General features: G+C 65.4%; 19 protein-coding genes. 9 read left to right on the top strand and 10 right to left on the bottom strand.

What is annotated here, in order from left to right; translation table 11 throughout:
- Positions 1 to 4: 4 nt before the first annotated feature.
- From PSEMO_RS10400 to PSEMO_RS10390, 3 genes are all read right to left on the bottom strand, one after another.
- On the bottom strand, positions 5 to 973 hold the full coding sequence (locus PSEMO_RS10400) for a PDR/VanB family oxidoreductase (RefSeq protein ID WP_075802986.1): 969 nt from the start codon (positions 971 to 973) through the stop codon (positions 5 to 7).
- Complete coding sequence (locus PSEMO_RS10395) at positions 970 to 1,575, bottom strand: dimethylamine monooxygenase subunit DmmA family protein (RefSeq protein WP_075802985.1); 606 nt, start codon at positions 1,573 to 1,575, stop codon at positions 970 to 972. The genes PSEMO_RS10400 and PSEMO_RS10395 overlap by 4 nt, the downstream gene beginning before the upstream one ends.
- A gap of 82 nt (positions 1,576 to 1,657) precedes the next feature.
- Complete coding sequence (locus PSEMO_RS10390) at positions 1,658 to 3,082, bottom strand: gamma-aminobutyraldehyde dehydrogenase (protein WP_075802984.1); 1,425 nt, start codon at positions 3,080 to 3,082, stop codon at positions 1,658 to 1,660.
- A 227-nt stretch (positions 3,083 to 3,309) separates the two neighbouring features.
- On the opposite strand from PSEMO_RS10390, the gene PSEMO_RS10385 reads away from it, so the two are divergent.
- Entirely contained in the window at positions 3,310 to 4,059 is a 750-nt protein-coding gene (locus tag PSEMO_RS10385) for a FadR/GntR family transcriptional regulator (protein WP_075802983.1), read from the top strand.
- Between the two features lie 54 nt (positions 4,060 to 4,113).
- Complete coding sequence (locus tag PSEMO_RS10380; RefSeq protein ID WP_075802982.1) at positions 4,114 to 4,854, top strand: PDC sensor domain-containing protein; 741 nt, start codon at positions 4,114 to 4,116, stop codon at positions 4,852 to 4,854.
- Between the two features lie 127 nt (positions 4,855 to 4,981).
- On the opposite strand, the gene PSEMO_RS10375 is transcribed toward PSEMO_RS10380, so the two are convergent.
- The 3 genes from PSEMO_RS10375 to PSEMO_RS10365 all read right to left on the bottom strand — a co-directional run bounded on the left by PSEMO_RS10375 (position 4,982) and on the right by PSEMO_RS10365 (position 9,627).
- Positions 4,982 to 8,227, bottom strand: a complete 3,246-nt coding sequence (locus PSEMO_RS10375) for a transporter substrate-binding domain-containing protein (protein WP_075802981.1) — start codon at positions 8,225 to 8,227, stop codon at positions 4,982 to 4,984.
- Between the two features lie 7 nt (positions 8,228 to 8,234).
- Positions 8,235 to 8,849, bottom strand: a complete 615-nt coding sequence (locus tag PSEMO_RS10370; RefSeq protein ID WP_075802980.1) for a response regulator transcription factor — start codon at positions 8,847 to 8,849, stop codon at positions 8,235 to 8,237.
- A 286-nt stretch (positions 8,850 to 9,135) separates the two neighbouring features.
- Entirely contained in the window at positions 9,136 to 9,627 is a 492-nt protein-coding gene (locus PSEMO_RS10365; RefSeq protein WP_081430230.1) for an eCIS core domain-containing protein, read from the bottom strand.
- Between the two features lie 237 nt (positions 9,628 to 9,864).
- On the opposite strand from PSEMO_RS10365, the gene PSEMO_RS10360 reads away from it, so the two are divergent.
- A complete protein-coding gene (locus tag PSEMO_RS10360) occupies positions 9,865 to 10,494 on the top strand; it encodes a LysE family translocator (RefSeq protein WP_075802979.1) in 630 nt (209 codons plus the stop codon).
- A gap of 4 nt (positions 10,495 to 10,498) precedes the next feature.
- Here the strand turns inward: PSEMO_RS10360 and PSEMO_RS10355 are convergent, their stop codons facing one another.
- Positions 10,499 to 11,056 carry a TetR/AcrR family transcriptional regulator gene (locus PSEMO_RS10355; protein ID WP_075802978.1) on the bottom strand — a complete coding sequence of 186 codons (558 nt, stop codon included), beginning with the start codon at positions 11,054 to 11,056 and terminating at the stop codon, positions 10,499 to 10,501.
- A 92-nt stretch (positions 11,057 to 11,148) separates the two neighbouring features.
- On the opposite strand from PSEMO_RS10355, the gene PSEMO_RS10350 reads away from it, so the two are divergent.
- A complete protein-coding gene (locus tag PSEMO_RS10350; protein WP_075802977.1) occupies positions 11,149 to 11,880 on the top strand; it encodes an SDR family oxidoreductase in 732 nt (243 codons plus the stop codon).
- Between the two features lie 25 nt (positions 11,881 to 11,905).
- Positions 11,906 to 12,499, top strand: a complete 594-nt coding sequence (locus PSEMO_RS10345) for a 2-hydroxychromene-2-carboxylate isomerase (RefSeq protein ID WP_075802976.1) — start codon at positions 11,906 to 11,908, stop codon at positions 12,497 to 12,499.
- A 116-nt stretch (positions 12,500 to 12,615) separates the two neighbouring features.
- On the opposite strand, the gene ampC is transcribed toward PSEMO_RS10345, so the two are convergent.
- Positions 12,616 to 13,752 carry a class C beta-lactamase gene (ampC, locus tag PSEMO_RS10340; protein ID WP_075802975.1) on the bottom strand — a complete coding sequence of 379 codons (1,137 nt, stop codon included), beginning with the start codon at positions 13,750 to 13,752 and terminating at the stop codon, positions 12,616 to 12,618.
- A 129-nt stretch (positions 13,753 to 13,881) separates the two neighbouring features.
- Here ampC and PSEMO_RS10335 point away from each other — a divergent pair, with 129 nt between their 5' ends.
- The 3 genes from PSEMO_RS10335 to PSEMO_RS10325 all read left to right on the top strand — a co-directional run bounded on the left by PSEMO_RS10335 (position 13,882) and on the right by PSEMO_RS10325 (position 16,023).
- Entirely contained in the window at positions 13,882 to 14,199 is a 318-nt protein-coding gene (locus PSEMO_RS10335) for a DUF2388 domain-containing protein (RefSeq protein WP_075802974.1), read from the top strand.
- 90 nt (positions 14,200 to 14,289) lie between these two features.
- Positions 14,290 to 14,736, top strand: coding sequence for an SRPBCC family protein (locus tag PSEMO_RS10330; protein ID WP_075802973.1), 447 nt, complete (start codon positions 14,290 to 14,292; stop codon positions 14,734 to 14,736).
- Between the two features lie 84 nt (positions 14,737 to 14,820).
- On the top strand, positions 14,821 to 16,023 hold the full coding sequence (locus PSEMO_RS10325; RefSeq protein ID WP_075802972.1) for an MFS transporter: 1,203 nt from the start codon (positions 14,821 to 14,823) through the stop codon (positions 16,021 to 16,023).
- On the opposite strand, the gene PSEMO_RS10320 is transcribed toward PSEMO_RS10325, so the two are convergent.
- Together PSEMO_RS10320 and PSEMO_RS10315 are read right to left on the bottom strand one after the other, a co-directional pair.
- On the bottom strand, positions 16,024 to 16,494 hold the full coding sequence (locus tag PSEMO_RS10320; protein WP_075802971.1) for an FAD/FMN-containing dehydrogenase: 471 nt from the start codon (positions 16,492 to 16,494) through the stop codon (positions 16,024 to 16,026). It abuts the gene before it with no gap.
- Positions 16,495 to 16,555: 61 nt separating this feature from the next.
- Positions 16,556 to 17,356: an AraC family transcriptional regulator gene (locus PSEMO_RS10315; protein WP_075802970.1), complete on the bottom strand. Its 801-nt coding sequence runs from the start codon at positions 17,354 to 17,356 to the stop codon at positions 16,556 to 16,558.
- An 83-nt stretch (positions 17,357 to 17,439) separates the two neighbouring features.
- Between PSEMO_RS10315 and PSEMO_RS10310 the strand changes: the two genes are divergently transcribed.
- Positions 17,440 to 18,402: a bile acid:sodium symporter family protein gene (locus PSEMO_RS10310; protein WP_075802969.1), complete on the top strand. Its 963-nt coding sequence runs from the start codon at positions 17,440 to 17,442 to the stop codon at positions 18,400 to 18,402.
- Positions 18,403 to 18,432 lie beyond the last annotated feature (30 nt).

Below are 18,432 nucleotides of genomic sequence, written 5' to 3'. Positions count from 1 at the left end.
TGTCTCAGAGGTCCACGACCAGGCGGCTGCAACTGGCCCGGGATACGCACGGCATGAATTTGCGCTTGCTCAGCTTGTCTTCCTCGCTGAGCCAGTCGTCGCGGTGGTCCAGTTCACCGTCCACTTCCAGCACTTCGGTTTCGCAGTAGCCGCAGGCGCCGCCCCGGCACAGGTAGGGCACCTTGTAGCCGGCCTGTTCGGCCGCTTCGAGCAGGGATTGCTCGGCGGGTACCTCGAGGGTCACGCCCTGGCGCGCTAGGGTGACGCTGAAGGGTTGACCGGTGGAACCTTGTTCGACGAAGCGCTCGTAGTGGATATGGCTGTCGGTCCAGCCGAGGCTATGGGCGCTCTCGATGGTGTCGTCGATCATGCTGTCCGGGCCGCAGACATAGACGTGGCTGCCCAGCGGGCGGCCGAAGAGGATGCCCGGGATATCCATGCGCGCGTCCTCGCCCTGCACGTACAGGTGCACGCGGGAACCGTAGCGGGCCTGGAGTTCACGGCCCAGGGCGATATGCTCCGGTCCGCGCACCGCCAGGTGCAGTTCAAAGCTGGCCTTCTTCAGTTCCAGCTCTTCCAGTTGCGAGTAGACCGGGGTGATGCCCACGCCACCGGCGATGAACAGGTGCTGGCGGCCGTGCTTGGCCAGGGGGAACAGGTTGGCCGGCTGGAGGATCTGCAACAGCTCGCCTTCGCCGACCCGGTCATGCAGGTAGCGCGAACCGCCACGGCCGTCGGCCACGCGGCGCACGGCGATGTGGTAGGCGCTGGAGTCGTAGGGCGAGCTCATCAGCGAATAGGCGTTGCGGTGGGTCTTGTCGCCATCTTCGAGGACCACCACCACATGGCTGCCGCCAGAGAACGCCGGGAGGTGCTTGCCGTCCGGGTCGACCAGGGTGAAGCGGGTGATTTCCGGGGTCAGGGCCTCGATGCGGGCGACGCGCACGCTCAGGGTGCCGTTATGGGTATTCATGTGTCGAGCTCCTCGGCGGCAGGCAGTTCGCCCGGGACTTCGCCATCGGCCTTGATGCCCTGGAAGGCGGCCAGGCGGCGGGAATAGTGATCGCGCACGACCAGGTTCAACCGGCAGCCCGGGCAGACGAAGACGCGCTGGGTGACGTTCTCGGTATAGGTGTCGCAATGCGCGCACCAGACCCGGCGGACCAGGGTGCCGCTGTGTTCGCGCAGCACTTCGTCGCGGTTCAGGTCGACCGCGTTGGCCGCCTGCATGGCGGTGCCGATAAAGCTTTCCGAGCCGCTCAGGTACAAGCGTGTGCCCATCCGCGCCTCGCCGAGGCGCTCGCGCAGGGCGTCGATCAGTTCCTGGTTGCTGGCGAACACTTCTAGCCCGGCCGCTTCAGCCTCCTGCAGGGCTTGCAGGTGGTTGTGCCCGGAGAAGGACTCGACGGAGTAGAGCAGGGTGCTACCGTGGCGCTGTTCGGCGGACATGTCGCCGATCAGGCGCAGCATGGCCGCGCCGCCGCTGCCCTGGCCCGCGATCAGGTGGCGCAGGCCACCCGCCATGGGTTGCAGTCGGTCGTAGACCGGGCGGCTCTTGATGCCGGTGATAAGCATAGGGAAACCTCGTATGCCATATTGCCTATGGTTTTATATGTATTGTTTCGGCCGCCAGGAAATGGCGTTTTTCATCGGTTGATCAGTGCTTGAACATCACGTGGCGCACGCAGGTGTAGTCCTCCAGGCCGTACATCGACATGTCCTTGCCGTAGCCGGATTGCTTCATGCCGCCGTGGGGCATTTCGCTGACCAGCATGAAGTGGGTGTTGATCCAGGTGCAGCCGTATTGCAGGCGCGCCGAGAGGCGGGTGGCGCGGCCGATATCGCGGGTCCAGGCCGACGAGGCCAGGCCATAGTCGGAATCGTTGGCCCAGGCCAGGGCCTGCGCCTCGTCGTCGAACGGGGTGATGCTGATGACCGGCCCGAAGACTTCGCGCTGGACGATCTCGTCGTCCTGGCGGGCATCGGCCAGCACCGTGGGCTCGAAGAAGAAACCCGGGCCATCGAGCCGGTTGCCGCCGGTGATCACGCGAATATGCGCCTGGGCCTTGGCGCGGTTGACGAAGCCTTCGACGCGCTCCAGGTGATCGCGGGTGATCAGCGGGCCGAGTTCGGTTTGCGGGTCGTCCTGCAGGCCCATGCGCAGGCTGGCGACGGCTTCGCCCAACTGGTTGACGAAGCGCTCGTAGACGCCGCGCTGCACATACAGGCGGCAGGCTGCGGTGCAGTCCTGGCCGGCGTTATAGAAGGCGAAGGCGCGGATGCCCTCGACGGCCGCATCGATATCGGCATCGTCGAAGATCAGCACCGGGGCCTTGCCGCCCAGTTCCATGTGGGTGCGCTTCACGCTGCTGGCGGTGCTGGCGATGATCCGCGCGCCGGTAGCGACCGAGCCGGTCAGGGAGACCATGCGCACTTTCGAATGGTTGACCAGCGGCTCGCCCACGCTCGGGCCGCGGCCGAAGAGAATATTGACCACGCCGGCCGGGAACAGCCCGGCGATCAGCTCGGCCAGGGCCAGGGCGGTCAGCGGGGTCTGCTCGGAGGGCTTGAGTACGACGGTATTGCCGGCAGCCAGGGCCGGGGCGAGCTTCCAGGCGACCATCATCAGCGGGTAATTCCACGGCGCGATGGAGGCGATCACCCCGAGCGGGTCGCGGCGGATCATCGAGGTGTGGCCGGGCAGGTACTCGCCACCGGCCGATCCCGACAGGCAGCGGCTGGCCCCGGCGAAGTAGCGGAACACGTCGGCAATGGCCGGGATTTCGTCGTTCAGTGCCGCCTGGTAGGGCTTGCCGCAGTTCTGCGATTCGAGGCGGGCGAGGTGTTCGGCATTGGCCTCGATCAGGTCGGCTACCTTGAGCAGGAGGTGGGCGCGGTCTTTCGGCGGAGTCTGTGCCCAGCCGTCGAACGCCTGATCGGCGGCCTGCACGGCCGCGTCCACCTGGGCGCTACTGGCCTCGGGAATGCTCACCAGCACGGCACCCTCGGACGGGTTGTAGACGGCGTAGGGTTCGCCTTGGCCAGCGACCAGTTGGCCGTTGATCAGGAGTCGGGTCTGCATTGCGTATTCCTGCTTGGAGTTATTGGTGAATACAGGCGCACAGGATCAGGTGGCCTGTGCAAGGCTTAAACATATAAAACCATATCTTAAATTTGTTGACTAGCCCGAGTGGGTGGAATTGCCATGAGCAGAAGGTCATAAGGCGCTAACACCCGGACTGTGCTTCGCTATAAGATGCGAAACCGAATTTTTAACCGCGCCTGTGCAAGGCTCGAAAGGGAGAGGCAATGACTGCCCTGAATAGTGCCCGCAACACCGCATTCATCCGCCTGCGCCAGGAGGGGCGCACCGATGAAGTGGCGCGGCGCCTGGTGGAGGCCATCGAGCTAGGCCTGTTCGCCGAGGGCCAGCAATTGCCCAGCGAGTCGGAGCTGGCCCTGCAACTGGGGGTGGCCACGGTCACCCTGCGCGAAGCCCTGGTGGTACTGCGCCAGCGTGGCCTGATCGAAACCCGACGCGGGCGCAATGGCGGCAGCTTCGTCTGTGCCCCGGTGGAGTTGCCGGAGGCGTTGCTCCTGCAAAAGCTGCAGGAGATGAGCGGGCCGGACCTGCGTGACCTCGGCGACGAGCAGACCGCGATCTCCGGCACCGCCGCCCGCCTGGCGGCCAAGCGCAGCTCGCCCGAGCAGCAGGGGCGCATCGCCCACCATATCGAGACCCTGCGCCAGGCCGGCTCGCGCCTGGCCCGGCACCGCGCGGATGCGCGTTTTCATATCGAAGTGGCGGCGGCGGCCCAGTCCCTGCGCCTGACCCATGCGGAAATGCGCCTGCAATCGGAAGTCGGCGAGCTGCTGTGGATGGAGGCGGCCGGTGGTGGCGATATCACGCTCGTAGAGCAGGAGCACCAGGCGATCCTCCAGGCCCTGGTGGCCGGTGACGCGGTGCTCGCCGGAGCGCTCGCCGAGGCCCATGTCAGTCGCGGCATCAAGCGCCTGATCAGCCTGCGCCTTGAACTGCTGGCGGCAGACCCGGACTGATCGCGTTTTCCCCATCCATAACAAGAACAGCCGAACCCTGTGTGAGGTAATGCCATGTTTGCCCCGAGCGATAACGCGTCCTTCTCGGCCTGCGCCCAGCAGTTGGACAGCACCCTGGGCACGATTTTCGGCCAGGTCCGCGAATTGGCCGAGGAAACCCGTGCGCTGTGGCAGCGGGTCCTGGCGGAAGGGCGCCAGCCCGTGGCCAGGGACCTGGCGTCGCTGCGTCCGGCCATCGACAAGCAGCTGTTCGCCACCGGTGCCTTTGGTTGCGGTGGCGGAGTGATCGTCGCCCCCAACGGCCTGGCCGACCGCGAGATGCACCTGGAATGGTGGTACCTGGCCGATGGCGGCAAGACCCTGCCATTGCGCCCCAATTTCGACCGTCGCCGGGAGAACTACTACGACTACAACGCCATGCCCTGGTACAGCAAACCCAGGGATACCGGGCGCAGTGTGGTGGAGGGGCCCTATGTGGACCTCTATGGCACCAACATGTACGTGCTGACCTTCACCATGCCGATCCATGTGCAGGGCGAGTTCATTGGCGTGGCGGGGCTGGACCTGTCGTTGCACAACGTCGAACGATTGCTGGTGAAAAGCCTGATGCGCCTGGATCACGAGGCGGTGCTGATTTCGGCAGAGGGCAGGGTGATTGCCTCGAACACGGCGAACTGGATGGTCGGGGACCTGGTGTCGACCTTGCTCAACGATATGCAACTGGGGGAGATCAGGCTGACCTTGTCGGAGTCGGAGACGGGGTGGTCGCTGGTGCGGCTGCCGGGGTTGCGCTGAGGTTCAGCAGTGACCTTGAGGGCCTCATCGCTGGCAAGCCAGCTCCCACAGGGTTTTGGGTCAGTCACAAGAGTTGTGCTCGACGCGGACCTGTGGGAGCTGGCTTGCCAGCGATGAGGCCAGCGCGTCAGGCACCCGCTTCCAGCCGCACCAGCAACCTCTCCAGGCTTCCTTCCAGCGCCTGCTTCAGCTCCAGCAACCGCGCGTCCCCGACGCCTTCGGCACAGCCGCGCTCCAGCGCATCGCAGTGCTCCACCAGCCCCCGCGCCTTGAGCATCTTCATGCCTCCGCGAACCCGGTGTGCAAGAGCCTTCAACCGAGTCACCGGAGCCCCCGGTGGCAGTGCGCGCAACGCCGCCAGATCCTGCGCGGTGCTCATCGCCAGTTGCTCGACCAGGCGCCGGATCATCTCTGGATCATTCAAGGTCAGATGCCGCAGCTCGTTCAGGTCGAAACCACTGTCATCCTCGACCACCGCCGGCTCCAGCCCGCCCAGGTGACTGCGCAGCGCCCCCAGCCCGATGGGCTTGAACAGGCAATCGTCCATCCCCGACGCCAGGCAGCGCTCACGTTCTTCCGCCTGGGCATTGGCCGTCAGGCCCAGGATCAGGCAGCGGCGGCGGCAATTTTCCTCGGTCCGTACTGCCCGGGCCAACTGATAGCCGTCCATGCCCGGCATATTACAGTCGGTGATCAATACGTCGAAATCGCCGTCGCGCCACATCTGCAAGGCCAGGGCGCCGTTGTCCGCCTGGCTGACCCGGTGACCGAGCACGTCCAGTTGCTTGTGCAGCAGCATCAGGTTGGCCGGGTAGTCATCCACCACCAGGATGCTCAGCGAGGCTGTGCTGGCCGGGCTGTCGTCCATGACCGGCGCGCTGTCTGCCAGCTCGCCTGCCCAGGGCAGCAGCAGGACCACCTCGGCGCGGGTGCCTTGCCCTGGCTGGCTGGACAGGTTCAGCGCCCCACCCATCAGTTCGCAGAGTGTGCGGCTGATCACCAGCCCCAACCCGGTGCCCTGGCCGACAGGTTGCACACCCGCCTGGACAAAGGGGCTGAACAGGCGGGCCTGGTCGGTTGTGCTGATTCCGATGCCGCTGTCTTCCACGACCAGGTTGACCCGTGCGTTGCCATCCTGCGCTTCCAGCACCAGGCCAATGCGCACCCGGCCCTGTTCGGTGAACTTGATCGCATTGCTCAGCAGGTTGGCCAGTACCTGGCGCAGGCGCAGCGGGTCCACGGCCAGCGGCCGGGTGGTGGGCGGCAGGTCGAGGCGCAGTTCCAGGCCCTTGAGCCGCGCGCTGCTCTCGAAGATCCGCGCCGTGGCACGGATCAGCGCGGGCAGGTCGGTCGGCTCGGGCGCCAGGGCCATATGCCCCGATTCGATGCGGGCGATATCCAGGACATCACCGACCAGTTCCAGCAAGGCGCTGGCCGAGTCGAAGGCGACCTGCAACGACGGCTGGTCGATGCGCCCTTGCTCGGCATCCTTCAGGGCCAGTTCGAGCAGGCCGATCACCGCATTCATCGGCGTGCGGATTTCATGGCTCATGGTGGCGAGGAAGGTGCTTTTGGCATGGTTGGCACTGTCGGCTTGCTCCTTGGCAAGGCGCAGTTCGCCGAGCAGGCCTTCGCTGATCTTCAGTTGCTGTTGCAAGGCCTCTTCGGCGGCGGTGCGCCGGGCGATCAGGCCGCGCAGGTAACGATTCCACAGGACGACCGCAGCGATAGCCAGGCCGGCCACCAGGAGGATCTGCAGGACCAGACCGCGATAGTTGCGCCAGGGGTTGTCGCTGATCAGGGCGTTGGTGCGCCAGCGGTTGGCAAGCAGGGTCATTTCGTCCGGCTCGATGCTCAGCAGGGTCTTGTCGAGGATGCTGTGCAGCTCGTTATCGCCACGGGCAGTGGCGAAGGCGGCAATCGCCGGGTTGTCATCGAGCAGTGCGGCAATACGCAGGCGGTCCTTGAACAGGCGGCTGATGAAATAGGCGGCATTGATCTGCGAGGCGATGGCCGCATCGGCCCGGCCCTGGGCGACATACTCCATCAGGGCCAGCGGGTCGGCGACCTCGATCAGTTCGATGCCGGGATGCTCGCGGCGCAGGGTGTCGGCGAAGGGCGTGCCGCGGATCAGGGCCAGGCGCTTGCCTTGCAGGGCCGTGGTGGTATCCGGGGCATCGGCGCGGATGGAGGTGACCAGCACCCTGGGCGTGGTCAGGTACGGGCGGGTGAATTCCAGGCCCCGGGCCCGTTCGCCGCCATAGGGCAGGGCGCCGATCAGGTCGGCCTGGCCGCTTTCCACCAGCTGGATCATTTGCGCCACGCTTTCGGCTTCGATGATCTGGAAATGCAGGCCGGTACGCAGGCTGATCTGTTCCAGCAGGTCGGCGGTAATGCCGCGGAACTGCTGCTTGTCGTCGAGAAAGGTCAGCGGCGCGAAGTATTTGTTGATCACCACCTTCAGGCTTGGGTGGCGACTGATCCACGCCTGTTCGCCAGCTTCCAGCTGCAGCGCGCCGCGGTTGAGCAAAGGACTGTTGAGGCCACTGCTCCAGCGCCGGGCGACATTGATCCGGTCGCTCTCGGACAGGCTGGCCAGGGCCTGGTTGATGACTCGCAGGAGGATGGCGTTGTCGTGTTCCAGGGCGAAGCTGAAGGCCGAGCGCAGTGGCTTGACGTACCAGGCGATCTGTACGCTGTCGCGGTAATGGTTGCCGATCAGGTAATCGGAGCTGATGGCGTCGCCGATGAAGGCATCGGCATCGCCCTGGGTGAGGGCTGACAGGGCTGCCATGCTCGATGCATGGAGTTGCAGCCTGGCCTGGGGATAGACCTGCTGGATGCGCTCCACCGGCAGGTAATGGTCGACCATCGCCAGGCGTGCGCCGGCCAGCCCGTCGCCGGGGTTGCGTGGCTTGCCCAGCGGTGTGGCAATGATTGCCTGGTCGTCGGCGTAGGGCTGGCTGAGCAGCAGTTCGGTGTTGGCTTCCTCGAAGCCGTTGGCGCTGCCGAGCAGGTCGATCTCGCCCCGCGCCAGGGCCTGGATCGCGGCGCTGCGGCTGGGGTAGTGGAGGACTTCCACGGAGATCTTCAGTTGCTCGCCGAGCAGCCCGGCATAGTCGGCGGTGAGGCCTTCATAGTCGCGCTGGCTGACGTTGATGTCGAAGGGCGGATAGTCCGGCGCCGAGGTGCCCAGGCGCAGCACCTGCTTGCGCTCCAGCCATTGCCGGTCGGCGCTGCCAAGCACCGGCGGGGCGCTGCTGCTCAGGGAGCGCCCGAGCAGTTGGCGCGGAGCGACCTCGCCGGCCGGGAGTGGCGCCGGCAGCACCAGGGCCAGACCCAGAACCAGAACCAGCAGCGGCAGGGCTTTCATCGATCGCTCAGATCATGCCGCGGCGGTTGGCCAGGTCGAGCAGCTCGGCCAGGGAGCGTACCTGCAGCTTGTCCATGATGCGGGTCTTGTAGGTGCTGATGGTCTTGGCGCTGAGGAACATTTCTTCGGCGATCTCGTTGTTGGTGGCGCCCTTGGCCAGTTGCCGCATCACTTCGAATTCGCGGTTGGACAGGCGGTCGAGGCGATCGTCCTCGGTTTGTGCCCGCGGGCTCAGGCGCAGCGCATCGGGGAGGTAGGAGTAGCCACTGAGCACTGCCTTGAGGGCACCGAGGAGAATCGACAGGTCTTCGTCCTTGCGCACGAAGGCCGAAGCACCGGCCTCGATGCAGCGCTTGGCGAACAGGCGTGGAGGCAGGCCGGTGAACACCATGATCCGCGGCGCCGGGTCGAGGCCGCGCAGGCGCTCCAGCACGCAGAGCCCTTCGAGCCTTGGCAGGCCGAGGTCGAGAATCACCACGTCGGGCAGCAGTTCCTGGCTCAGGCTCACCGCACTGACCCCGTCGTGGGCTTCGCCGATCACTTCGTAGCCTTCGCGCTCCAGCAGCAGGCGGGCGGCGAAACGGATGGTGGGATGATCGTCAACGATCAGGATCTTGTGCATCGCGTAGGAACTCCTGCATCAGGAATGGATTTTTCCCGAGTCACTCAGGAGGGGGAAACCGCCGGTTCAGACGGGCCGCTCACGATACGTCGATTCAGGTGCGATGAGTACGAGCAGTATAGAGGCGTGGAACAATTCAGCCTGGTTAGCTGAAAATTCCTACAAGAAGTGCCAAGGCTCCCACAGTAGGAAACGGCGCACATGGGGTCGGGCGCCGGATATTGCCTGACGGGCAAAGGTTATCGGGCTGACGGACGCGGCACCCCGAAGGTGGGAAAAGCTCCGATCAATGGCCGGCCAGGCTATCGCCGGGTGCCAGGCGCAGGGCCTTGGCCACTTCCGCCTGGATCTTGTAGGCCGGCGCCTCTACCGCTTCGTAGTTGCGTGTGTAGCGTGCCGCGAAGTCGTCCACGCCCCATTGCTGATATTGCTGCACGTGCTTGAGCTCGTGGGCCCAGAGGGCGATGTTGCTGCGCGCGTCCTCGGCGTTGCGGAAGACGATCACGTCCACCAGGGTCACCGCGGCGACGTCCGGGTTTTGCAGGAAGGCGCTGGCGGCATCCAGTTGCTGCGGGTTGCCGATCTGGAAGCGTGCGGCGTCGAGGACCTGGAAGTCATACCAGGGCTCCAGCTGTACGCGGATATCCAGCGGGATCGGCTCGACCCCGGCGGCCATGGCGCTGTCGCGGGACAGCCTGAGCCAGTTGGCCAGTCCGGAGGAGGCCATGCGCGCGACATTGTCGAGCAGGGTGAACAGGTCGTTAGCCTGGCCAGGCATTTCGCCTTGCAGCGTGGCGGCGGCGGGGGACGGGGCGGCAAGGCCCAGGGTCAGGCACAGCAGCAAGGGGCGGTACAGCGGGGAACTCAACACAGGACTCCTGCCGGTACGGTCGGGGGGTGAGTAGTTTGACCGGGATTTCGCGTTTTGGTTGGACACTGCGGAAAAATTCTCACGGGGCTTGAGAGCCGCCGGCCAGGCAGGCATCCTGCGCCCTTTGCTCTGCCTGGAACCGTCATGGACGCCTCGACCCTGCTGCTCTACATCATTGCCGCCAGCGCGGTGATGATCACCCCCGGACCCGCCATGCTCCTGGCCCTGAACAACGGCGCCAGCCACGGCATGCGCGTGGCCGGCTTCGGCATGGCCGGGGCGATGCTCTCCGATCTGATCCTGATCGCCGCCGTTGGCTGTGGCCTTGGCGCCTTGCTCCAGGCCTCGGAGCAGCTGTTCAGCCTGGTCAAGTGGGTCGGGGCGGCATACCTGCTGTATCTGGCGGTAGTGCTCTGGCGTGCGCCGGTGCGCGCCCTTGGAGCAAGCGGCGGGCCGGCGGCGGTGAGTGGCCGCTCGACCTTTTTCCGCGCCCTGATCGTTGGTTTGTCCAACCCCAAGGGGCTGCTGTTCTTCTCGGCGTTCCTGCCGCAATTCATCCGCCCTGACCAGCCGGTGCTGCAGCAGTACCTGGTGCTGGCGGTGATCACTGCGTCCCTGGACTGCCTGATGATGATCGTCTACGCCCTGGGCGGGCGTCATGCGGTCCGGGCGTTTTCGGCGCGGGTCATGCAGTGGATCAACCGCGGCTGCGCCGGCATGCTCGCGGTACTGGCGGTCGGCCTGAGCCTGTATCGGCGCAACGACCTGCACTGACCGGCTAGTCCATCGCCTCCTGCAAGAACGCCCGGCTGGCCTGCAGCACCGCCAGCTGGGTCGCTTCCCCCGCCAGCATCCGCGCAATGACCAGGGCACCCACGCACTGGGCGAGCATGGCCCAGGCCAGCGCGTCATCGTTCAGGGTCACCGACCAGGCCTGGTGCAGGGTGACCAGCCAATGTTCGGCTTCCTCACGCACGCCGATATCGGCCCGGGCGATCTCCCCGCCGAGGGTCGGGATCGGGCAGCCGCTTTGTGGATTGTGCACATGGGCCAGACTCAGGTACTGGTCGAGGCAGCGTTGCAGCCTGTCCAGGGTCAGATCGCCCTCCTGGGCACGCAGGTTGATGCGGCTGCCGGACAATTCCTGGCGCACGATCTCGCTGAACAGATCGTCCTTCGACGGAAAGTGGTTGTAGAAAGCGCCGCCGGTCAGGCCGATGGCTTTCATCAACCCGGCCACGCCGGTGGCGGAGAAACCGCCTTGCTTGGCGATGGCGCCGCTGCTCTGTACCAGCTTCTGCCGGGTCTGTTCCTTGTGTTCGGTGGAGTAGCGCACCCGGGGAATCCTCGCTTGGCCGCTTGACGAAGGTCCGGATCATAGCATAGCGTTCGTTTACTAAACGATCATTCATCAATAAGGCGAGACCCATGAGCGATAACAACAAGGTCGTACTGGTGATTGGTGCCGGCGATGCCACGGGCGGCGCCATCGCCAGGCGTTTTGCCCGTGAAGGCTACATTGCCTGCGTGACCCGGCGCAGCGCCGACAAGCTGCAGCCGCTGCTGGACCAGATCCATGCCGAAGGTGGCCGGGCGCATGGCTTCGGCTCCGATGCGCGCAAGGAAGAGGACGTGGCGGCGCTGGTCGAGCAGATCGAAAGCAGCATCGGCCCGATCGAGGCCTTCGTCTTCAATATCGGCGCCAATGTGCCGTGCAGCATCCTCGAGGAAACCCCGCGCAAATACTTCAAGATCTGGGAAATGGCCTGTTTTGCCGGGTTCCTCACGGCCCAGGCGGTGGCGCGGCGCATGGTCGTGCGTGAGCGTGGCACGCTCCTGTTTACCGGTGCGACTGCGGGCCTGCGCGGCGCTGCCGGTTTCGCTGCTTTCGCCGGGGCCAAGCACGGCATTCGCGCCCTGGCCCAGAGCATGGCGCGCGAGCTCGGGCCGCGGAACATCCATGTTGGCCATGTGGTGGTGGACGGGGCCATCGACACCGCTTTCATCCGTGACAGCTTTCCCGAGCGTTATGCGCTGAAGGCCCAGGACGGCATCCTCGATCCCGAGCATATCGCCGACAGCTACTGGTATCTGCATGCCCAGCCACGGGATGCCTGGACCTTCGAACTCGACCTGCGTCCGTGGATGGAACGCTGGTAATAGCCCCTGCACAAGGACTGAAGACATGAGCAAACGCGTTGAATTCTTCTTCGACCTGGGCAGCCCGGCCAGCTACCTGGCCTGGACCCAACTGCCGCGGATCTGCGCGGAACACGGTGCGCAACTGGTATTGCGGCCGATGCTGCTGGGCGGAGTGTTCCAGGCTACCGGCAACAACTCGCCGGCGATGATTCCGGCCAAGGGCCGTTACTTCTTCAAGGACCTGCACCGTTATGCCCGGCGCTATGGCGTGCCGTTGACCTTCAACGAGCATTTTCCGATCAATACCCTGGGCCTGATGCGCGCGGCGGTGGGCGTGCAACTGCGTCAGCCGCAGCGTTTCGAGGCCTGGCTGGAGACGATGTACCGGGCGATGTGGGCCGAGGGGCGCAACCTCGGGGATCCGGCGGTGGTGGCGCAGGTGCTGGAGGAGGGTGGTTTCGAGGCGGGTGGATTTGCAGCGCTGGTCAGCGATCCCGAGGTCAAGTCAGCCTTGAAAGCGGCTACCGACGAGGCGGTGAGCCGTGGGGTATTCGGTGCGCCTAGCTGCTTTGTCGGGGATGAGATGTTCTTTGGGCAGGACCGGCTGGAGTTCGTGGTGGAGGCGCTGAAAGGTTAAGGCTTCAGGGCTTCATCGCTGGCAAGCCAGCTCCCACAGGGTTCTGAGCGATGCGGACCCTGTGGGAGCTGGCTTGCCAGCGATGAGGCCATCAGCAACAACAAAAAACCGGAGCCTTATTTCTGCCCGTCCAGCAACTCGAACACCCGCCACGCCAGCTTCACCCGCTCGGCATTCGGATAGTTCTTGTTGGCCAGCAACACCACCCCACGCTGCTGCTCCGGCACGAACGCCACATAGGCACCGAACCCGTTGGTTGCCCCGGTCTTGTTCACCCAGACCTTCGACTGCGGCGCCAAGGGTGGACGTATCCCACTGACCTCGGCACCCTCCAGGGCATAGCGGTTGTCATTGCCGTCGAGCAGGGTCTGCAAGGCCAGCGGATAGTCGTACTGCTCCCAGACCAGGTCCTGGGTCATCGCACCGCGCTTGTAGTAACCGCGCCGGGTATCCTCCAGTGCCTGCTTCAGCGGCGCCGCCAGCTGCACCCGGCCGAGATGGGCCTCGACATAGCGCAGCATGTCGCGGCTGCTGCTTTTCATGCCGTAGGCCTCGTCGGCCAGCACTCCGGGATTGACCCGGACCGGTGCGTCGTTCCTGTCATAACCCCAGGCGTACAGCGCCTGCTGTTGCGCCGGGACCTGGATGAACGTGTGCGCAAGGCCAAGCCCCGGCAGCAGTTGCTCCTGCATGGCGTTGACGAACGGCGTGCCCAGTCGCCGCGCGGTAATCACCCCAAGCATGCCGATGCTCGGATTGGCATAGGCCCGCCAGGTGTCCGGCGCATGCTCCGGTTTCCACTGCCTGAGCCAGGCGAACAACTGCGCCTGGTCGGCAATCCCGTCCGGTACCTGCAGGGGCATGCCGCCATTGCTGTGGGTCGCCAGGTTGACCAGGCTCAGTTGGCCGAACGGCGTGCCGGCCAGTTCTGGCAGGTAGTCGGCACTGCGGGCTTGCAACGACAGGCGGCTTTCGATCTGCGCCCGGGCCGCCAGGGTGGCGGTGAAGGTCTTGCTGATCGAGCCCAGCTCGAACAGGGTATCGCGGCTGACCGCCTGGCCGCTGGCCTTGTCGGCCACGCCGAATTCGTAGAAGCACTGCTTGCCGTGATCGGTGATGGCGATCGCCAGGCCCGGGATGCCGTTGTCGCGCATGACGTGCTGCGCAGCGCTGCGAACCTGGCTGTCGAGGGCCGGATCGGCACAGGCGAGAAGGGGGCTGGCGCATGCCAGGAGCAAGGCGGGGAAACGCATCGGCAAAAGGTCCGTGACGGAAAAGTCTTCACCCTAGCAGAACCTGCAACGGAACTCCGCCCGGGGCAAAACGATCCTAGACTGGGTAATACCTGACAATTCCGTTCAGGTAGACCGGAGGACTCCCTCATGCGGCGTACATTGCTCGTATCTTCATTGTTGCTTTGCCTGCCTTTCGGTTCGGCGCTGGCCCGGGTGGACGCAGGTGATGTTGCCACCTCCGCCGGTGTTTCGGCGTCGCTGTATTCCACCTTCAAGGACGATAAGCGGATCATCCCGGCGCGGGACGAGGCGTCCAGCTTCGTTGCCAGTGGCGGCGCGATCCGTGGCGCTTACCTGGAGGCCGTGCTGCAGAAAGTGCGTCAGGAACACCCGGGCCTGCAGGCCAGCGATGAAGACCTGGCACGGGCCATCCTGGTCAGCGATCACTTCGAAGACGAACGCTGACATACGCGGTACAGGTGGGCGGCTGGACGTTGTTGCGGGGCTGGGCTTCACTCATAGCCTTGCCTGAGTAAACAACAAGGATATTCTTCCATGAGCAACAACAGCGTCCGCCTGCACCGCGTTTTCAAGGCACCCGTGGAGCGGGTCTACCGCGCCTTCCTCGATGCCGACGCCATGGCCAAATGGTTGCCGCCCCATGGTTTCACCTGCCATGTCGAGCACATGGATCCACGGGTCGGCGGCACCTACAAGATGTCCTTCAGCAATTTCTCCAATGGCCAGCGCCACGGCTTTGGCGGTGAATACAAGGAATTGCTGGTCAATGAACGCATCCGCTACACCGATCGCTTCGACGACCCCAACCTGCCCGGGGAAATTACCGCCACCATCAGCTTCAAAAGCGTGTCCTGCGGCACCGAGGTGCATATCGTCCAGGACGGCCTGCCGGACGTGATCCCGCTGGAAGGCTGCTACCTGGGCTGGCAGGATTCGCTCAACCAACTGGCCCATCTGGTGGAACCGGACATTCCGGGCTGAGCGCACCCGCCGCGGGGACGCGGCTCGCGTTAATGTTTTGTTACTGTTTTAATGGCCGGATCCCCTAGCCGTGGATTTCCGAGCATGTCCGACGCCTCTCCGGCCAGCGTTCACACCTCTTCTGAAGCCACCCCCGTGCGCCGTCGCGCCCTGCTGGCGGCGTGCGGCGCCCACGCCGTCAACGATGGTCTGACCGACCTGATCTACGTGCTGCTGCCGATCTGGCAGACCCAGTTCGGTCTCAGCTACGCGCAGATCGGCCTGATGCGCGGGGCCTACTCGGCGACCATGGCCGGTTTCCAGTTGCTCGCCAGCCGAGCTGCCCGGCGCTTCGGCCGGCAAACTCTGCTGATCGGCGGCACCGCGCTGGTCGGTGTGGCTTACCTGCTGGCCGGGCAGGCGGGTGGTCTGCTGGCTTTGATGGCCGCCCTGGTGCTCGGCGGTCTTGGCGCCAGCACCCAGCATCCACTGGCGTCGTCGCTGGTCACCGATACCCATGAGCCGGGACGCCAGGTCAAGCAGGCGCTGTCCCACTACAACTTCGCCGGCGATATCGGCAAGACCCTGATTCCCGCCCTGGTCGGTGTATCCCTGACGGTGATGAGCTGGCGTCTGAGCGTGACCCTGGCCGGGGTGTTGGGCCTGTTGGCGGCGCTGGCCATGTACCTGTTGATTCCGCGCAATCTGGACCCTCATGCCGTGGGTTCCGGCAAGCCCGGGGCCGGCGAGGGCAGCGGTTCGGCCAGCGGCCTGCGCGCACTGCTGGCCACTGGCGTGCTCGACAGCGCGGTGCGCATGGGCTTTCTGACCTTCCTGCCGTTTCTGCTCAGCGACAAGGGTGCCGGCACCGCCGGCATCGGCCTGGCGCTGACCCTGCTGTTCATCGGCGGTGCCTTTGGCAAGCTGATCTGCGGCTACCTGGGGGCGCGGATTGGCCTGTTGAAGACCGTGTGGTTCAGTGAGTCCCTGACCGCCGCGCTGATCGTCGCTGCGGTGTACCTGCCGTTGAACGGGCTGATGCTGATGCTGCCACTGCTGGGCCTGGTGCTGAACGGCACTTCGTCGGTGCTGTATGGCGTGGTTCCGGAGCTGGCTGCGGCGGGGCGGCGCGAGCAGGCGTTCGCCCTGTTCTACACCGGGACCATCGGTGGCGGGGCGCTGGCGCCCATCGTCTTCGGGCGCCTGGGGGATCTCAGCGGGGTGCCGCTGGCCTTGATGGCGCTGGCGGCGACCCTGCTGCTGACCTTGCCGCTGACCTGGTACGTGGACCGCGGCCTGGCCTCCTGATCAGCCTTGTGGCAGTTCGGCGAGGGCCTTGCGCAGGGCCTCGGCGTCGCTGAACGATTGCTTGGCCGTGACCTTGCCGTCTTCCAGTTGCAGCCACTGCACCTGGCCGGCGGTGACGGCGTAGTGCGGCACCACCAGGCCGTCGCGGTCGAGGACCACGCGGTAGCTGTAATCGCGCATTTTCGGAATGGCGAACAGCTTGCCGATCAACGACGGCATGCCCTGGATATCGGCGACGAAGATCGCGTGGCGGGCTTCCAGCCAGCCTTTGGGCTGATCGGCCAGGGCCGCCTTGACCAGCTTGGCGCCGTCCATGTCGCTGGCCGCCAGCAGTACACGGGTGCCGGCGTCGAGGGTGAAGGCCTGATCGTGCTGGTCGTTCAGGGTGAAGGGCTTAAGGCTCTCGCCGACTTCGGCGGCGCTGGCCATGAACGGCAGCAGGCCCAGGAGCAGTACGCAGGCAGCTTTCAAAGCTCGAATCCTTTTTCTAGTGGTTGGAAATTGCCGCGCCAGCATAGCAAGCGCTTCTCATTCAGGCCTGCGTCATGCTGCCGCCCCGAGCCAGTTCGCCAGGCGACAGGCCGAACAGCTTGCCGAACGCCGCACTGAACGCCGACAGCGATTCATAACCGCAGGCCAGCGCCACATCGGTGACCCGCTCACCGCGTTCCAGTGCCGGCAGCGCGCTGACCAGGCGCATGCGCTGGCGCCAGGTGCGGAAGGTCATGCCGGTTTCCTTGAGGAACAGGCGGCTGAAGGTCTTTTCGCTGACCCCGGCCTTGCGGCTGGCCTCGCCCAGGCCGATCTCCGCCCAGGGCCTGGCCGTGGCCTGGCGGCACAGCGCCCGCAGGCGCGGGTCGCGGGGCTGGGGCAGGACCAGGTCGAGCTGTTCGGCCTGGCGCAGGCGGTCCAGCAGGACCTCGGCCAGGCGCCCGTCGGGACCGTCGCAATCGTATTCCACGGGCACCTCGCCGAAGGCGCGGATCAGCTCGCGCAGCAGTGCATCGACGGCGATTACCCGGCATCCGGGGTCCGCCCAGAGCACCAGTGAAGGGTCGATATACAGGCTGCGGATGCAGGCATCCGGGGTGCTTTCGACCCGGTGCATCAGGCCCGGCGGAATCCAGACCGCACGGTGCGGCGGCACCACCAGCCGGGCATTGTCGGTGCGCACCTGGAGCACGCCGTGCAGGGCATGGGAAAGCTGGCCCCAGGGATGCCGGTGACGGTAATCGAGGGCGATGTTCGGCAGGCTGTTGCGCTGGCCGTAGAGCGGGCGGGGCAGGGCGACGAGATCACTGAGGTGCAAGGTCAAGTGTCCATTCAACGACATTACCGGGTTTCTGGCGTTAGCCGGAAGTGCGCGGACACCTTATCGTCTCCGGCACTCCCCTCACAACCTTGCGGAATGGCGCGATGAAACACTTGCGGTTGCTCTTCGACAACTTCACCCTGGCCCTGCTCGCAGTGGTCGCCATCGCCACCTGGCTGCCGGCCTCCGGTGGCGTTGCGGCATTCTTCGAAACCCTGACCCACCTGGCCATCGGCCTGCTGTTCTTCCTGCATGGTGCCAAGCTGTCCCGCGAGGCGGTGATCGCCGGGGCCGGGCACTGGCGCCTGCACCTGTTGGTGTTCGCCTGCACCTTTGTCATGTTCCCGCTGTTCGGGCTGCTGCTGAAACCCTTGATCCTGCCGCTGGTGGGCGATGCCCTGTACCTTGGTGTGCTCTACCTGTGCGCCTTGCCGGCCACGGTGCAATCGGCGATCGCCTTTACCTCGCTGGCCCGGGGCAATGTGCCGGCGGCGATTTGCAGTGCGGCCGCGTCGAGCCTGCTGGGGATCGTGCTGACGCCCTTGCTGGTGATGCTGTTGATGGGTGTCGAGGGCGACAGCGGCTCGAACCTGGACGCGGTGGGGGCGATCGTTTTGCAACTGCTGGTGCCGTTCGTGGCCGGGCAACTGGCGCGGCGCTGGATCGGTGCCTGGGTGGCGCGCAACGCGGGCTGGCTGAAGTCGGTGGACCAGGGCTCGATCCTGCTGGTGGTGTACACGGCGTTCAGTGATGCGGTGGTCAGCGGGCTGTGGAGTTCGGTGCCGCCGTCGAAGCTGCTGGGCCTGACCCTGGTCTGCTGCGTGTTGCTCGCCTTGGTGCTGTGGTGCACCCGCAGCCTGGGGCGCTGGCTGGGGTTCAGCGTGGAAGACCGGATTACCATCCTGTTCGCCGGATCGAAGAAGAGCATGGCCACCGGGGTGCCCATGGCGCAGTTGCTGTTCGCCGGTGGCGCGGTGGGGGCGTTGATCCTGCCGCTGATGTTGTTTCACCAGATCCAGTTGATGGTCTGTGCGGTGCTGGCGCAGCGTTACGCGGGAAGGCAGTGAACGCGAGCCCTGTGGGAGCTGGCTTGCCAG

The sequence above is a fragment of the Pseudomonas putida genome (assembly GCF_001941965.1).
Lineage (GTDB): Bacteria > Pseudomonadota > Gammaproteobacteria > Pseudomonadales > Pseudomonadaceae > Aquipseudomonas > Aquipseudomonas putida_L.
This window is presented reverse-complemented; position numbering and strand designations above follow the sequence as displayed.

Excerpts from the sequence above, each read along its gene's own strand:
- PSEMO_RS10400 (WP_075802986.1), bottom strand. The coding sequence starts at position 973 with ATGAATACCCATAACGGCACCCTGAGCGTGCGCGTCGCCCGCATCGAG.
- PSEMO_RS10395 (WP_075802985.1), bottom strand. The coding sequence starts at position 1,575 with ATGCTTATCACCGGCATCAAGAGCCGCCCGGTCTACGACCGACTGCAA.
- PSEMO_RS10390 (WP_075802984.1), bottom strand. The coding sequence starts at position 3,082 with ATGCAGACCCGACTCCTGATCAACGGCCAACTGGTCGCTGGCCAAGGC.
- PSEMO_RS10385 (WP_075802983.1), top strand. The coding sequence starts at position 3,310 with ATGACTGCCCTGAATAGTGCCCGCAACACCGCATTCATCCGCCTGCGC.
- PSEMO_RS10380 (WP_075802982.1), top strand. The coding sequence starts at position 4,114 with ATGTTTGCCCCGAGCGATAACGCGTCCTTCTCGGCCTGCGCCCAGCAG.
- PSEMO_RS10375 (WP_075802981.1), bottom strand. The coding sequence starts at position 8,227 with ATGAAAGCCCTGCCGCTGCTGGTTCTGGTTCTGGGTCTGGCCCTGGTG.
- PSEMO_RS10370 (WP_075802980.1), bottom strand. The coding sequence starts at position 8,849 with ATGCACAAGATCCTGATCGTTGACGATCATCCCACCATCCGTTTCGCC.
- PSEMO_RS10365 (WP_081430230.1), bottom strand. The coding sequence starts at position 9,627 with ATGCCTGGCCAGGCTAACGACCTGTTCACCCTGCTCGACAATGTCGCG.
- PSEMO_RS10360 (WP_075802979.1), top strand. The coding sequence starts at position 9,865 with ATGGACGCCTCGACCCTGCTGCTCTACATCATTGCCGCCAGCGCGGTG.
- PSEMO_RS10350 (WP_075802977.1), top strand. The coding sequence starts at position 11,149 with ATGAGCGATAACAACAAGGTCGTACTGGTGATTGGTGCCGGCGATGCC.
- PSEMO_RS10345 (WP_075802976.1), top strand. The coding sequence starts at position 11,906 with ATGAGCAAACGCGTTGAATTCTTCTTCGACCTGGGCAGCCCGGCCAGC.
- ampC (WP_075802975.1), bottom strand. The coding sequence starts at position 13,752 with ATGCGTTTCCCCGCCTTGCTCCTGGCATGCGCCAGCCCCCTTCTCGCC.
- PSEMO_RS10335 (WP_075802974.1), top strand. The coding sequence starts at position 13,882 with ATGCGGCGTACATTGCTCGTATCTTCATTGTTGCTTTGCCTGCCTTTC.
- PSEMO_RS10330 (WP_075802973.1), top strand. The coding sequence starts at position 14,290 with ATGAGCAACAACAGCGTCCGCCTGCACCGCGTTTTCAAGGCACCCGTG.
- PSEMO_RS10325 (WP_075802972.1), top strand. The coding sequence starts at position 14,821 with ATGTCCGACGCCTCTCCGGCCAGCGTTCACACCTCTTCTGAAGCCACC.
- PSEMO_RS10315 (WP_075802970.1), bottom strand. The coding sequence starts at position 17,356 with ATGTCGTTGAATGGACACTTGACCTTGCACCTCAGTGATCTCGTCGCC.
- PSEMO_RS10310 (WP_075802969.1), top strand. The coding sequence starts at position 17,440 with ATGAAACACTTGCGGTTGCTCTTCGACAACTTCACCCTGGCCCTGCTC.